Below are 14,932 nucleotides of genomic sequence, written 5' to 3' on the forward strand. Positions count from 1 at the left end.
TAACTCCTTGAGTTATGTTGTAAGTTGTAAGAGGCAACGGTAGACACAGTTTTCTTTGTCCTTGGAGACTGTGTGCCCTTTGGGAATAGTGTCAGCGGCACTATTCCTTTTTTTTATGCTATCATTTTTTGGGGTCAGCAAAGCCAATCACATTTAGAAATAAGTTAAAGCGCCGATAATAAAGGACGAATGTTGAATATGATCACAGGGATATTGCGCAGGATTATGTTTTCAGGACAACGATTAGAATGGCAAACGCACTCATCGTAATTTTGTCATGCTATTTAGCAATAGAGAGAGGTAGGTGGGAGCGTGCAGCACCAACTTATACAATACCGAACTGAACGCGTAGGCTGCATGCCCCACTGAGAACAGTATAGGGCATATCAGTATTGTATACAATCTTGTTCTATATTTTGCTAGAAATTGTTTCGACTTATCTTCTCTTCAACACAACATCAGAAAATACCGCGTGCAGGTCACTACTTATCGCTTCATCATCAAGGGCTAACTTCGCATTGATATGGCCCAGGTGACTACGCATCAGTGAAACCGCTTTTTCTGTTTCACCCGCTTCAATAGCGTCCAGCAGCTGATTATGTTCATCAAAAGAGCATTGACCTCGGTTACCGACTTCATAAAGTGCAATGATCAGAGAAGTTTGTGACACAATACTGCGCTGGAAGGAAAGCAAAGGAGGGTTATTAGCCATGCTGGCCAGTTGGATATGGAATTCACCGGAGAGGCGGATACCCCGGCCCACATCGCCTTGATCAAAAGCGGCATGCTCTTCTTTAACCAGTTCACGTAATTTAGCGACTTGTTCGCTGGTTGCATGTTCAACGGCCAGTTCTGTGATGGCGAGCTCCAGTACTTCACGCGCTTTCAGTACCTGTCGGGCTTCTTCAACATTAGGCGCAGCGACTATGGCACCACGGTTCGGGCGAATTTTAACAATCTGCTCGACAGACAGGCGAAGTAAGGCACGACGGATAATAGTTCGGCTGACACCGAAAATTTCACCCAGTGCTTCTTCATTGAGCTTAGTGTTTGGTGGCAGGCGCTGTTCCAGGATGGCATCAAAAATGTGTCCGTAGACAATATCATCCTGGGTAAGTGTCGGACCCACAGTGGGTGATTTCTTTAACGTTGATTTTTTTTTCACTGGCGTGGTCACTACTTCTCTCCTAAAGCTTGTCCAGCTGCCCCGTTATTGTATGCAATTAACGCAAAAAAGCGAATTAACTTTTCAGAGTAAAATAAATAATCATATTTTATCCGGCTCGCTTGTGCTCTTGAGTCGCGATTAATCAGGGAAAAATGAAACAGAGTGTATAGACGCGTTCTGATGCTGACTCATTGACCGGGCGAAACTAGTGAGTGCTAACCCGGTCCTGATTGAATAAATCTGCAAATTTCGGATAAGCCGCGGAGGCTGTTTTTCTAATAAATTCAATGGGCATGTCATCAAAACAACCGTGATATTTTACATACTCCATGTGTTTGCTACCATCTTTTGTCGCGGAATGGAGAATAGCGTCATGTTTACCGTCAAATTCCAGTGGTTCAACGTTAAACTTCTCGCATAAAGCACGATCGAATACAGGTGTCACTTTTACCCAGCCCTGGTTCAGCCAGATCTCTGCATAGCCATGCAAAGCGAAATAGTCTGTCCCCAGCCATTCAACCAATGCCGGCGTTGATAAGTGATTGATCACATCTGCGAGACCAAGACGGGCCGGGATACCATGCAGACGGCATAGTGCGACCATAAGCGCCGCTTTTGGGATGCAATATGCCTGATTTGTCTGAAAGCAATAGCTGGCTTTCAGACTGGGCAGGCCATCCTTCAGCGTGTAAGGATTGTAAACAATTTCATCGCGAACCAGATAATACATACTGATGGCTTTCTCGGCCGCTGTGCGACCTGCCACCTGTTTGCTGAAACGTTGGATAGCCGGGTGGTGAAAATCAAAGTACTCGGTAGCGCTTAATTGGTCTTCCATGTTAAGAGATCCCAGTGTTGTTATGTATCTAGCAGACTAGAGTCTAAGCTCTATCTTGGCGAGCGGACTGGACAGGTTTTATGCGAGAGCTTGAGCTATTTCACATCAATGCTGGCGTACGTAAATGACCGGTGGGCCATAACCTATCCTTAATATGGCTGCGGCATATCAGAACCGTGATACGCTGTGAGTACGCAGTATTGCACCGAGGTGACCAGCGGTGGCCAGGTCTGAGATCTGATGTAAGGGTGTGAGTATGGTATTTAAACGACGGATTAACCGTACACTTCAGTTACTGTTTAGTGATCTATCTGATCGTGCTCTTGCCAACGCGAGTCAATGGCGGGCTGGTTTGGGGGAATTTGTTGAAACCGGTTTGCCACCGGCACCCAGTGATCTGGTGATCGCCACCCTGAACGGTGTGATGGGGGATGCGCTTGAAGAGCGCAAAAGCCGGCTAGCACAGAGAATGGCATTCAGCAGCGGTATGCAGCCACTGAGCCTGGATCCTATTAGGTTGGCCGGACAATTGTCGCTGCCGCAGACCCGGATTGTGATTTGTGTCCACGGCTGGTGTATGAATGACAGTCAATGGCAACGTAAGCCCCATGATCACGGACGAAATTTGGCGAAGTTTGGCTATACCCCCGTGTATCTGCGTTATAACACCGGACGCCACATTTCGACCAATGGTGAAGATTTCGCTCTATTGTTAGAGCAGCTGATTGCCGCGTGGCCTTGTCCGGTACAGGAAATTGTCATTATCGCCCACAGCATGGGCGGGCTGGTCAGCAGGAGTGCTTGCTTCTATGCTGCAAAACATCAGGTGAGCTGGATAAATCAGCTATCTACACTGGTTACCCTGGGCACCCCGCATAACGGCGCACCTTTAGCAAAACTGGCCAGCTGGGCAGAAACCCGTATTGAGGCGGTGCCTTACCTGCAATCCGTGGCCAATCTGACCCGGCAGCGCAGTGCCGGCAGTAAAGATCTCAGTCTAGGCACTATCTGCCATTCCGACTGGCAACGAGAGCCACCGCCACCTCATCCCCTTCGCCCTCCTTTACCGGACGGTGTGGCCTGTTACGCTGTCGCCAGTTGTCTGAGTAAACATACCCAGGATGAAAGAAGCCGCCGTATCGGCGATGGTCTGGTGCCGGTTTCGAGCGCGTTGGGGGAAGGAGGCGAGCAGCATCTTTCTGTGGGTTTTCCTGAATATAATCAGTTTGTTATAGGTAGTGTTAATCATATGGGATTGCTCACGCATCCCTTTGTCGCCAGAAAAATAGAACAGTGGGTTCTGGCAAACAGTGGATAATTATCAATCAGATTATTTTATGGTTATAAGCTGTAAAATTTATCCATGATTTTTTTTTCTCTTTTCCATTCAATCAATGATTTGTGACTCGCCATGTGAGTGTCTATAAAGCCTCAACGCTAGGCTAATACGGATTGATCGCATGGATCTCGACACTATGCTTGATAGCCTGCACACGCAGGGCTGGTGTGTGTGGGACGATTTTCTTTCTGCAAACGAAATTTCTGCACTGTTGCAATGCTTGCCATCTGAATGGTCACAAGCGGGTATCGGGCGTCAGGATGCCCATACCCATGTGGCGTCTATCCGAAGTGATAAGATTCATTGGCTGAAAGAAGAGATGGGCCAGCCGGTTCATCACTATCTGGATAAAATGGAAGTGATCCGTCAGGCGGCTAATCGCTACCTTTATCTGGGCCTGTTTGAATACGAGGCGCATTTTGCCAAGTACGAGCAGGGGGATTTCTATAAAAAGCATCGTGATAGTTTTCGTGGTAAAGCCAACCGTATTCTTACGACGGTATTGTATCTGAACGATAAAGACTGGCAGGAAAAGGATGGGGGAGAGCTGGTTATCTACAATGATGATGAGAGCTTTCTGACAAAGCTGGTGCCTAAAGGCGGGCGCCTGGTGATGTTTCTGTCTGAGGACTTTCCCCATGAAGTACTGCCCGCGCACCGCCCGCGCTTCAGTATTGCGGGTTGGTTCCGGCTCAATGGCGTGAGTGCGGGAAGTCTGGATATCGCGGTTTAATCGTTGAACGATCATGCGTTATGCAGAGATCAAGGTATCGGGTCAGCCGTCTTAATATCGGGCCAGTCAATCGACTGGCCCGAATTGATCAGTGGCCTGCTACGACGTAAAAGTAATAAATCATTGAGATGGCAATGAGATACACAGACCAGTGATCTTCTTTATAGCGTTGGGTTGCCAGTTTGAGAAAGGCATAAACGACCATGGCTGCTGCAATACCGTTACCAGAATTAAAGCTAAAGATAGTCATGGCGACACAGACAAAAGCCGGGAGATACTGTGTGATGTCATCGTAGTTTACTTTTCGCATCGAAGACATCATGGCGAAACCAATATAAATCAGCACTGGTGCGGTCGCTGCTGTCGGAATCAGAGTCACCAGCGGTGAAATAAACAGGGTCAGAACAAACAAGGCTGCCGTGAATACCGCGGTTAAACCGGTACGGCCGCCTGCCTCTACACCCGCAGAGCTTTCCAGATATGTGGTCAGTACCGGGCACGAGAACAGCGAACCAAAGGTAGTCGCACAAGAGTCTACGTGGAAGTTTTTCTCAATGCCCGGCAGGTTACCGTCTTTATCCAGATAGCCCGCCTGCGCACCAACTCCCAGCAAGGTACCCAGGGTCGAGAAGAAATCCGGGATAAAAAAGGCCAGCAGGAAAGGCAGATACTGCGGTGACAGGGCACCGACGATATCAAGCTGAAACAGCAGATCATCCACACCGCCCGGCATGGCAAACATATGGGTAGGTAACTGGGTGACACCGAGTGGAATGCCCACCAAAGTGGTGATCAGCACTGCCAGAATAATGCCACCACGGGTTTTGCGGGCCACGAAAAACAGCACCAGGAAAAACCCGAAAAAGGCCAGCAGGGCGTCGGTTGATGCCAGATCGCCAAAAATCAGCACATTTTTCTTGGCATTGGCAACCACTATGCCTGCCTGCTTGAGACCAAGCAGCGCGATAAACAGCCCAATGCCGACGCCGACTGAGACTTTGATACTCGGTGGTATGATGCGAACGATGAAATTTCTGATCCCTAAAAAGGACACCAGCATAAACAACACACCGCTGATAAAAACGATGCCGGAGGCAACCGGCAGCGGGACACCGCCGCCCAGAAGGGTAAATGAGAATATCGCCACGCTGCCCAGGCCCGGCGCCAGAATAAACGGTCGGTTGGTATAAAGTGCCATCGCCAGGGTAGTGAGTATTGTCATGATCACGGTCACTGTCATGGCAGAGGCAAAGGGAATGCCCCCTTTGCTCAACATACCGGGTACTACGGCCACCACATAGGCCATAGTGGCGAAGGTGGTAAATCCGGCGATAAACTCCGTTCTGATATCTGTGCCATTTTCTTGCAGTTTGAAAAAGTCCTTTATGCGTTCCATTTACTTCTTTCCGTTATGTTCACGTCGATACAGAATTAATTCTTTGGTACTTAATGCCGGCTGATAGTCCAGCTGTGCAAACAATTCATCAAAGCAGCGGCTCCATTCTTTCGCCCAGAGTGCAATCTGGGCTGTGGGCAGCCAGCTTGCGTAGAGGCTGTTCAGCATCATGGTTTTCAGGCTGTACACATCAAAGCCGAAATCCTCAACCATCACCTGATAACACTTGCTGGTATTGGTATCGTGCATGTGCCAGTCGTCGGTGCAGGGAATAATGTTCAGACCTGCTTCTGCCATCGCGCGTATCGGGTGTTTTACCCGCCATTCCTGATGATCGGGCCATTGCTGCAGAAAATAAGTGTTGGACGGCACCACGGTAAAAGGGATGCCCAGCGCCGCATACTTCGCCATCAGGGTTGGGTTGTCTATGATGCTGTAGCCATGATCAATCCGATCAACACCGATGAGCTCAATGCCGGTTTCGACATTGCGCCAGTGCAGGCCAAATTCAGAACAATGCGCTGTCAGCCGGTAGCCATGTCTCGCCGCCAGCCGGTATGCTTTCCAGAAATGTTCAACCGGCGCCTGATGCTCTTTGTAATCGATCCCTATGCCCAGCACATAAGGGTGCGGGTGGGCAATCATGGCTTCCACCATAGCAACAGCGGCTTCAGGCGAATTTTCACGGTTGATGGAGGGGATCAGACGTATGGTGATATCAAACACCTGCTGGCAATGATCTATGGTGCGCACCAGCGCATCATTGACCTCTGCGTAGGGCAAAGCCACATCGGAAGGGTTCCAGAAGGTTTCAATGTATTTCACACCACTGTGGTGGGCATCTTCTGCGACTTCAAACAACACTCTTTCATAATCGACCGTTTCCTGCATCAATTGATAAAGGAATGTCAGAGCGGCAATCCCGCCTTTGCGCGGGCCGCCAGGCGTCTGATAAGCGCGGTAGTAGCTTTTGGCCTCGGCTTCCGGAAGATCAACCTGGTACTTGCGGGCAAGGTCCAGCATGGTGCTCAGTCTTACCCCGCCCAGCAAGTGATAATGAATATCTGCTTTGGGCAGGCGGCGAATAAATTCAGGTAAAGTCAGGGTAGTCACGTATCCATACTCAATCTGCTACATCAGTTGAGAAGCAGTTTGGAGAGAAGGGCGAACATTGTGAAATGCTGTTTTCGGTATGTTGATGCTGAATCTGCATCAATGTCTGAAACAGCATTGTGGGTTAGCCGGCCGGCAAGAGCTGCCAGCCAGCTTCGGCCTGTTGTTGCAGGTATTGCCAGAACGCTTCGGCAATGTCAGGTAGCCGCGCCTGATTGCGGTACAGCCGGATTTTGTAGGGAATACGCCAGACATCAGGGCTGAGTTTAATCAATCGCCGCTCTTTTAATTCTTCTTCGATCAGGCAATCGGGCAACCATGCCACGCCTTTACCCCGGAGCGCCATGTCTTTATGCAACTGACACATTGATGACTCAAACACCGGATGGCAGGGAAAATTAGCCGGTTGCCCGAGTGCGTTTTCGATTAGCCGGGCAGTGTAACTTTCGGGGGAATAGCGTAATAAGGGAGTAAGGTTGTCCGGCCCGGGTTTAAAGAGCGGGGCGCCATGATGATCAGTCGCGGAGACCAGATAGAAATGCCCCTCTCCAATGGCAATATTCTGAAATGGCGGTTGATGCAAGGCCAGGGCATCAAAGGCAAACAGGAAATCGCTGCGCCCTTCGGTCAAAGATTCAATGGCGTAATCCAGCCTGAGCACGTCAACACTGTATTCGAGACTCAGTTCCTGACTGGCGAAGTCCATCAGATTCATCAAAGTGGGCGATGCCAGAGAATGCGGCGTCGCAACACGAAGCGGTGTAAAAACGGGTCGCGGCTGACTGCTTAACTGAGACAGACCATGGTCAAGCTGCATCAGCAGATTACGAGCCAGTGAATGAAATTGCTTACCTGCCTGCGTCAGGCTGATCGGTGTTGTGCTTCTATCAATCAGTTGCACACCCACGGCCTCTTCCAGAGATTTAATATGGCGTCCGAACGCGGGCTGAGTAATGTGCCGGGCTTTGGCCGCACGGGAAAAGTTTCGGACTTCACAAAGCACGATAAAGTCTTCTAACCATTTAGTATCAAGATTCATCGACAATCACTTCACTGCAAACCACACATAGTGGACCGGATATTATCACAGGAAATGGCACCCACTGGCCCGACGGCCAGAATAACGCACTGCAGCAGCGTATTAGTGTTACTTGTCTGGCTACGGTAAGATTGGGAGAAATTTTACTGATGAAGCATTGAGAAGGGCAGGCAGTATGCAAGATGATGAGATCATGACAGGTGAAATGCTGGTGGAAACAGTTGAAAATCAACTGGCTGAAGGCAATCCGATTAAAGTAAAAGAAACGCTGATGCGGCTCGTGATGACAGGGACGCCAAGGGAAGAAGCCATCGAGATGATTGCCTGTGCATTGTCAATTGAAGTGTTTGATGTGGTGAAAAATGACGGTGAATTTAACCTGAAGCGCTACTCAGACAATCTCGATGCCTTACCCGACATGGACTGGGAGATTGAAGACTGATCGTGCTCTTCCCGTCGGATTTTCCACGCCACCTAGGGTGGCGTTCTTATTTATACCCGCTGAAATCCTTATCTATAGTGATAAATCCCCCTCATTAGCGAAGCTGATGGGTAAAAACCAGCATTTTATATGGCTGAAACGAAACTGATAGCATCTCTGCATTTATTTAAGTAATGAAGATTATCAGTAAGGTCAAAAATGCTTAATTGGAGTATATATTCAGACTTAAAGACTGCGAAATGGACTTGAAACTAGTTCCAAGGGCTAACTATTGGTGTTTTCTTGACCTTTTGTAGTGTGATGGCTGTCATAAACAGAGTGATGTGCTGTCAAATCTGTTATGGCTGGTTTCATTTGTTGCTTTTAGGTTAAAAAACGGTGACACATTTCAAATGTATTCCATTATTGTTTTCACAACCTCTGACAAGCCGCAAGGAAACTAACAATGATTATTGGTGTACCAAAGGAAATTAAAGTTCATGAATACCGCGTAGGCATGGTGCCTGCTTCTGTCAACGAAGCGGTTGCCCATGGCCACACTGTGTATGTTGAAACGCAAGCTGGCGCAGGTATTGGTTTCAGCGATCAGGACTACATTGACGCCGGTGCAAAAATTCTGCCGACCGCCGCTGATGTGTTTGCAGAAGCTGAAATGATTGTGAAGGTTAAAGAACCTCAGGCAGTAGAGCGTGCCATGCTGCGCGAAGGTCAGATTCTGTTTACTTACCTGCACCTGGCACCGGATCCAGAACAGACAAAAGATCTGGTTGACAGTAAAGCGGTATGTATTGCGTACGAAACCGTTACTGATGATTTTGGCCGCTTGCCTCTTCTGGCACCTATGTCCGAAGTCGCTGGACGTATGTCAATTCAGGCCGGTGCTTTTGCGCTGGAAAAATCTCGCGGCGGCAGCGGTATGCTGCTGGCTGGTGTTCCGGGTGTTGAACCTGCGAAAGTCGTGATTATCGGTGGTGGTGTCGTTGGTGCGAACGCTGCTCAGATGGCTGTCGGCCTGCGTGCGAACGTTGTCGTTCTGGATCGTAGCATTGATGTGTTGCGTAAACTGGATGCGCAGTTCGATGGCAAGGTACAGTGCGTGTATTCAACCAAAGACGCGATTGAAAAGCATGTACTGGAAGCTGATCTGGTCATCGGTGGTGTGCTGGTGGCAGGTGCCGCAGCGCCTAAGCTGGTAACAGCAGAAATGGTTAAGAAGATGAAACCTGGCTCAGCCATTGTGGATGTGGCCATTGACCAGGGCGGTTGTGTTGAAACTTCTCATGCGACGACCCACAGCGAGCCAACTTTCATTGTTGATGATGTTGTTCACTACTGTGTTGCCAACATGCCTGGCGCAGTTGCCCGTACTTCTACCTTTGCACTCAATAACGTGACATTGCCATATATCCTGAAACTGGCAAACAAAGGTTATAAAGCGGCGCTGCAGGAAGACAAACACCTGCTGAACGGGCTGAACGTTTACCGTGGTCAAATTACTTGTCACGAAGTATCAACAGCCTTGGATCTGCCATTCGTTGAGGCTGCTAAAGCGCTGGCTTGATTAGACTAAACGTTGGATGATAGTTTTTAAATCCCTGCTCCGGCAGGGATTTTTTTATGCCTGATAAAAATGAGCGCAAGTAAGATCACTGAAGTCTGATCAATATCTGTTGGTGATTTATCGACGTATTAAGCGAATTGATAACTAATAGATAAAGAGAAGTATATTAAGCCTGTCTTTTATGTCTGGGTAATTTGTCATTTCAAAGCAATCAGTCAGGTGAAATGCGATCCTCCTAACAACTCTGAGTGTCAGGATTTAAATTGATAATACTCTGACAAAACAAAAAGCCCTTATGAGAACATAAGGGCGAGAAATAAAATTAATCAATCAGGTTGGATTATGCGCGAGCGTATATAACGCTGCCACCTTTAATGGTGTCGATGATTTTCTTGGAAAGCTTTGCCGGAAGAGCAGGGCATCCCCAGCTGCGGCCTAAATAACCGTGGCGACGAATGAAATCTTCAGTGGCATAGGGAGCACCGTGAACAACGATATAACGGCGACGTGCATTGTCATTAAGGCCTTTTGTCAGGCCATCAAGGCGCAGTGAATACCCATTACCCCCGAAGTAGGTAGTATCGGTCAGAAAAGTCCCTAATGAAGTTTGGCGTGAATCGATGATATTCGAAAAGTGTTTTGCAACCACACCACCACTGTTGACCCCATGTGTGACGTAAGTGTGGTAGAGCAGTTTATTGTGTTTCAGATCGATAACAAAAAAACGCTTCTCAGTAGACGGCTTACTGTAGTCAATAATAGTCAGTAACTGTTTTTTTCGTTCCTTGGTATCGTAATAAGCATTATAACCATTTTTAAATACTTCGAAGTCTAGCTTTCCTTGCAAACCCGCCTGTTCATAAACATATTTAATAATGATTTCAGGATTCTGAGTTTGTTGTGAAAGTGGTCCCTTAATTGTGCTTGCTGATGCATACTGTGGTAAATAACAAAACAGCAAAATGAATAGGTAGATGGCTTGTTTCATTTCCTTGTTTACACTCTTTTAATTAGTTGGTGCCAGTGACGATAGGACTCTACCATAGGATTTGAATTTTTTTAGCCCTTGTATTGAAAGGGTTAAGTTAAAATTATTCCATCATGAAAGTGTTTAAATTTTCTGTGATTATATATTTATCAATATAAAACAGCGCATTAGAATATGAACATTGTTTAATCTAAAATTAGCTTCAACTTGTCAGCTTTTTTTACATTTTTAGTAAACTGTCAGTTCAGACATGATTAATATTTTGTTTTAGAAAAGAAAAATAATAGGGAGATAGCAGAAACATCAAATAATCACTCATTTGTCTGTTTGTTCTGATTTTGAGCTTGATATCGCATTTTTATGATAGAAAATAATATCTTGGGTCAAAAAATGAACAATGTTGCTGCATAAAAAAGCGGGCTAGATTGCCCGCTTTGGTTAACAACTTAGGAATGACTCATTGATTTGTTACTGAATAGTACAGACGGTATCCCAGCTGCCGTCGCTGCCCGGTACCGAGTTTGTCCACCATTTAGCCTGGTAAACCACGCCATTGTAGATAATCTGGTCGCCGCCGGCCGCATGGCTTGGATTACCTGCCCAGTCAGTTTGTGGCCAGTTAGGGTAGGTATTCACACCTGTGGTCACACACTCGCCGTTATTGCCATCGCCACCACCATTGTCACCGCCGCCATTACTCAAATCTGCAATCGGCAAGTCTGGTTGTTCGAATGCCAGTGCATAGTCAGTATTGTTGACGCGTACGCTGTAGTTCGCCGGGCCGGAAATGGGCAGGAAGTAATTCAGGGTCAGCTCAAAGCTTTCATTGTTACCTAACTGTTTCCAGCTTGGCAGAGTGAACGCGACACGGTGGAAGTTGCCGTCCAGGCCGCCAATGTTGTCGCCTCGGGTATGGCCAGAAGAGATGACCTGCAGGTTAGCACCGGATTGATCCGACATGTTATCCGGGGTTGATGTCGGGATGTCGAACTGGAACTCAGTACCGCCAGGCAGGACCTGACCTGTTTTATTGGTCAATGTCATGGTCGGATTGAGCGGGTAGTTCTGATCGCCCACTTTGAATCCGGTGACAGAGACTTCAATATTAACCGCTTCTGTTGGTATCGCACCCTCGGCAAGCGTGTTGCCATAAGGAGTCGCAGTGGCAAACTTGTTATGGATAGCCTTGGTCATAGTGTCGCCCATGTGGTATTCACCGTTGCCTGTCTTACAGGCATTTTCGGTAGGGTCCACAGTAGTGCGGTTACCGTTGGCATCCAGATTGTAACAGCTGTAGTCACCGGCCAGTTCCCAGAACATGATACCGCCGATTCCCTGCTCGATAACGTAGTCTGCCTTGGTGTTGATTGATTCCTTATCTTCAGTCGACAGGAAGACTTTTTTGTCTGCATTCCACAGCCATGGGGCGACAGAGACGCTGTCGTAATGGCGGGTATAGGTGCCGGTCAGCACATCCTGCGGATCGTTAACCGGATCTAAGCCATAGGCTGCGGTATAGCTGCCGTAAACACCGTTTGCCAGGTTCATGGCATGCCACATCGGGTTAGAGCCTGCGCCCATTTCATTACCGTTGGCGTCTTTGTCGTGCCACATATTATCGATACCGATGGCACCGTAACCGCAATTGCTGGTACCAGCGCCTGTACCGGTTGGGCAGTCGCTCTGGTTAGGCAGTGCCGCCTTACCCCAAAGTCCATTCGTTCCGCCTGTCACGCCTTGCCAGCCACGGGTGTAATAAGGCACACCAATGTTGATGCGGCCCGCTGGCATTGAGCCGCGGAAATAATGGTAAGCCCAGTCAGTGTTCAGGTAACCGGTTTTTTTGTACTGCGCTGTGCCGTATACGTTACCGGCTTCCAGCTCCGCATCCAGGCCGCTATCGAACAGAGAGGCGTTGTGACCCACATAGTCGTTCCAGGCGCCGTGCAGGTCGTAACTCATGATGTTGACATAGTCGAGGTATTTGGTGACCGACATGGTTTCCATACCGCGCAGCAGATAGCCGGATGACGGTGCCGCAATGGTCAGCATATAGTGGTGGCCGTCTTGCGCACTGGCCTGATCGAGTTTTTCACGCAGCACTTTCATCAGCTCGTGATAAGACTTCATTAAATGTGGGCGCATAGCATCGGAGTAAGCGAAGTCATCCGGATTACCGGCTCCTTGCATACTGGTGGGGTATTCGTAGTCGATGTCCAGGCCGTCAAATTTGTATTGGCGCATCATAGCCACGGCAGAGTCAGCAAACGTCTGAATGCCTTGATGATTGATACTGCCGTCTGCGTTGGTTGTCATGGTATAGAAGCCGCCGTCAGCGACACGGTTGCCGTTGTCATCAAAGTGGCCCCCGGTTTCCGCCCATCCCCCGATGGAGATCAGTGTTTTAACACCATGTTGGGCTTTGGCTGTTGCCAGTGCACCGAAGTGGCCTTTAAAGCCGAGTGCCGGGTCTATCTCAACCCCAGGCCACTCTTTACCGACCGCCGGGTTGTCCGGGTTATTGACATCGCCGATGTTGACTTTGCCGTCAGAGCCGATACTGACGAAGGCATAGTTAATATGAGTCAGGCTGTCCCAGGGGATATCATTGACCAGATAGCTGCTTTGCGGGTCGTTACCACTGCGCCAGCTGGTGAAGTAGCCGATAACGCGACGCGGGTGGTCTGCCCCCATTTTTTCGCGGCCATCCTGATCATACACAGTACAGTAGGGCACAGTCACACCCGGTGTTTGATATAACCCGTCAGGGCGGCAGTTAGCGGCAGCCTGAGCCTGGAAACTCAGCAAACAGGCTGCGCTGAGAGTTGCGAGAGCAAAGCCGTGCTTAGCGTGCTTGCGCTTCATATTTAGCTTTAGCATTAATGGTTCCTTAGTGAAAAAATCAAACAACAAAATAAGTAACTGACTTATATTTAGCCGTAAAATTACTATAGGGTTTTCACCGGAACGCCGAGATTTTTTGTTAAAAATTTGATCTAATATCACATAAATAAAGTGATAATCTGTAACATTTCCTTAATTATTTTGCGATGGCAATCAAATGGGTGGCTTAATTGCCTTGATGAAATAAATCATTTAATCAATAGATTAGTGCTCTGTCACCTGTACACTTGTGCAGCCTATAGAGTATAAAGTGGTGCTTTGGAATTACTTTCAGGATCAGAAATGGATATCACTTTATTCCACGCGGCATTGCTCATAGGTACAGGGTTTCTTGCCGGCATCATCAATACCCTGGCTGGAGGTGGCTCAAATTTAACCTTGCCGGCCTTGATGGTAATGGGCATGCCAGCAGAAGTGGCCAATGCTACCAACCGTCTCGGCGTGGTTTTGCAGGCAATTACTGCGGTTTTTGGATTCAAACGCCATGGAAAATTGGAGCTCAGTGATACCGGCCCGATTATGGTACCGACTATAATTGGCGGTTTGGCTGGGGCTGTGGCAGCAGCTTACGCGCCTTCTGAGTGGATTAAGCCTTTGTTGCTGGGCACCATGCTGCTGATGGCATTCATCATTTTAGTCAAGCCTGCCGTGGTGGCACCTGAGCCCGGCACCCTGGCGAGAAAAGTGGCAGATACACCCAGTTCCTGGTGGGGATTAGGGTTAGCCGGATTTTATGGCGGTTTTGTTCAGGCCGGAGTAGGGTTTGTGTTGCTGGCTGCACTGGCAGGCACATTGCGCTATGACCTGGTACGGGCGAATGCATTAAAAATGCTATGCACTCTGATGTTTACTGTGGTTGCCCTTGGCCTCTTTATTTACGAAGGGCTGGTGCTCTGGATGCCGGGTCTCATACTGGCAGCCGGGACGATTGTTGGCACTCATCTGGCGGTGAAATTTGCCATAAAAGCGACCGCAAAAACATTGAAATGGTTTTTGTTTATAATGACATTGTGCGGTTGTATTGCTGCGATGTTGAACTAAGCCGTAGAACATAATCAAATCATTGCTTTAATTTTGTTAATATAATTAACATTGGCGAAGGATTATTTTGCCTGAATAAAGCTTGTATTGCTCTTCTGTCATTGTTCGAACTGCTAACGAAATATATTTGCTATTCATAATGAAAGCCCGTCATTAGCCATATAAATAATATGGTTAATGACGGGCTTTTTGTCTTTATGGTTACAATTTAAGCATGATTCCAAATGCTAGATCTAAAGTTTCATTTTTAGTGAGTGTTAACTTAAGAGCGAAAGTGGCAAAATATTTCAGTTGTAACAAAATGTGAGGAGGTGTAACTGTAAGTGAAATCAAGTGAGTATGTGTGAACTGTTTGGTGAATCAGTTAGCG

11 protein-coding genes and 1 pseudogene are annotated in these 14,932 nt (G+C 47.9%); 5 read left to right on the forward strand and 7 right to left on the reverse strand.

The genetic code is table 11. From position 1 onward, the window contains the following. Positions 1–436: 436 nt before the first annotated feature. A complete protein-coding gene (locus tag D6M16_RS03780; protein ID WP_027252419.1) occupies positions 437–1,177 on the reverse strand; it encodes a GntR family transcriptional regulator in 741 nt (246 codons plus the stop codon). A 196-nt stretch (positions 1,178–1,373) separates the two neighbouring features. Then, the gene (locus D6M16_RS03785) at positions 1,374–2,006 is read right to left on the reverse strand and encodes a transglutaminase-like domain-containing protein (RefSeq protein WP_120510638.1); all 633 of its coding nucleotides are present in this window, start codon (positions 2,004–2,006) and stop codon (positions 1,374–1,376) included. A gap of 256 nt (positions 2,007–2,262) precedes the next feature. Here D6M16_RS03785 and D6M16_RS03790 point away from each other — a divergent pair, with 256 nt between their 5' ends. Beyond that, positions 2,263–3,324, forward strand: coding sequence for an esterase/lipase family protein (locus D6M16_RS03790; RefSeq protein ID WP_120510639.1), 1,062 nt, complete (start codon positions 2,263–2,265; stop codon positions 3,322–3,324). Between the two features lie 142 nt (positions 3,325–3,466). Further along, the gene (locus tag D6M16_RS03795) at positions 3,467–4,078 is read left to right on the forward strand and encodes a 2OG-Fe(II) oxygenase (protein WP_120510640.1); all 612 of its coding nucleotides are present in this window, start codon (positions 3,467–3,469) and stop codon (positions 4,076–4,078) included. An 88-nt stretch (positions 4,079–4,166) separates the two neighbouring features. Here the strand turns inward: D6M16_RS03795 and D6M16_RS03800 are convergent, their stop codons facing one another. The 3 genes from D6M16_RS03800 to D6M16_RS03810 all read right to left on the reverse strand — a co-directional run bounded on the left by D6M16_RS03800 (position 4,167) and on the right by D6M16_RS03810 (position 7,626). Further along, entirely contained in the window at positions 4,167–5,474 is a 1,308-nt protein-coding gene (locus D6M16_RS03800; RefSeq protein ID WP_120510641.1) for an NCS2 family permease, read from the reverse strand. After that, positions 5,475–6,587 (reverse strand): adenosine deaminase family protein, encoded by a 1,113-nt coding sequence (locus D6M16_RS03805; RefSeq protein WP_120510642.1) that lies wholly within the window; start codon positions 6,585–6,587, stop codon positions 5,475–5,477. A gap of 124 nt (positions 6,588–6,711) precedes the next feature. After that, the gene (locus tag D6M16_RS03810) at positions 6,712–7,626 is read right to left on the reverse strand and encodes a LysR substrate-binding domain-containing protein (RefSeq protein WP_120510643.1); all 915 of its coding nucleotides are present in this window, start codon (positions 7,624–7,626) and stop codon (positions 6,712–6,714) included. 175 nt (positions 7,627–7,801) lie between these two features. Here D6M16_RS03810 and D6M16_RS03815 point away from each other — a divergent pair, with 175 nt between their 5' ends. Together D6M16_RS03815 and ald are read left to right on the forward strand one after the other, a co-directional pair. Continuing rightward, entirely contained in the window at positions 7,802–8,068 is a 267-nt protein-coding gene (locus tag D6M16_RS03815; protein ID WP_027252412.1) for a hypothetical protein, read from the forward strand. 445 nt (positions 8,069–8,513) lie between these two features. Then, positions 8,514–9,629: an alanine dehydrogenase gene (gene ald, locus D6M16_RS03820; protein WP_046219185.1), complete on the forward strand. Its 1,116-nt coding sequence runs from the start codon at positions 8,514–8,516 to the stop codon at positions 9,627–9,629. Positions 9,630–9,969: 340 nt separating this feature from the next. Here ald and D6M16_RS03825 read toward each other — a convergent pair whose 3' ends face one another. Both D6M16_RS03825 and D6M16_RS03830 read right to left on the reverse strand, forming a co-directional pair. Then, positions 9,970–10,617, reverse strand: coding sequence for a murein L,D-transpeptidase catalytic domain family protein (locus D6M16_RS03825; protein ID WP_120510644.1), 648 nt, complete (start codon positions 10,615–10,617; stop codon positions 9,970–9,972). Between the two features lie 468 nt (positions 10,618–11,085). Next, positions 11,086–13,398: pseudogene (locus D6M16_RS03830) on the reverse strand (chitinase C-terminal domain-containing protein); the annotation flags it as partial. A gap of 405 nt (positions 13,399–13,803) precedes the next feature. Between D6M16_RS03830 and D6M16_RS03835 the strand changes: the two are divergent. Beyond that, positions 13,804–14,562 carry a sulfite exporter TauE/SafE family protein gene (locus D6M16_RS03835; RefSeq protein WP_120510646.1) on the forward strand — a complete coding sequence of 253 codons (759 nt, stop codon included), beginning with the start codon at positions 13,804–13,806 and terminating at the stop codon, positions 14,560–14,562. Positions 14,563–14,932 lie beyond the last annotated feature (370 nt).

This window comes from Photobacterium salinisoli, from assembly GCF_003614885.1.
In the GTDB taxonomy this organism is placed as follows: Bacteria; Pseudomonadota; Gammaproteobacteria; order Enterobacterales; family Vibrionaceae; genus Photobacterium; species Photobacterium salinisoli.

Coding starts and splice junctions, on each gene's coding strand:
- D6M16_RS03785 (WP_120510638.1), bottom strand. CDS start 2,006: ATGGAAGACCAATTAAGCGCTACCGAGTACTTTGATTTTCACCACCCG.
- D6M16_RS03790 (WP_120510639.1), top strand. CDS start 2,263: ATGGTATTTAAACGACGGATTAACCGTACACTTCAGTTACTGTTTAGT.
- D6M16_RS03795 (WP_120510640.1), top strand. CDS start 3,467: ATGGATCTCGACACTATGCTTGATAGCCTGCACACGCAGGGCTGGTGT.
- D6M16_RS03800 (WP_120510641.1), bottom strand. CDS start 5,474: ATGGAACGCATAAAGGACTTTTTCAAACTGCAAGAAAATGGCACAGAT.
- D6M16_RS03810 (WP_120510643.1), bottom strand. CDS start 7,626: ATGAATCTTGATACTAAATGGTTAGAAGACTTTATCGTGCTTTGTGAA.
- D6M16_RS03815 (WP_027252412.1), top strand. CDS start 7,802: ATGCAAGATGATGAGATCATGACAGGTGAAATGCTGGTGGAAACAGTT.
- ald (WP_046219185.1), top strand. CDS start 8,514: ATGATTATTGGTGTACCAAAGGAAATTAAAGTTCATGAATACCGCGTA.
- D6M16_RS03825 (WP_120510644.1), bottom strand. CDS start 10,617: ATGAAACAAGCCATCTACCTATTCATTTTGCTGTTTTGTTATTTACCA.
- D6M16_RS03835 (WP_120510646.1), top strand. CDS start 13,804: ATGGATATCACTTTATTCCACGCGGCATTGCTCATAGGTACAGGGTTT.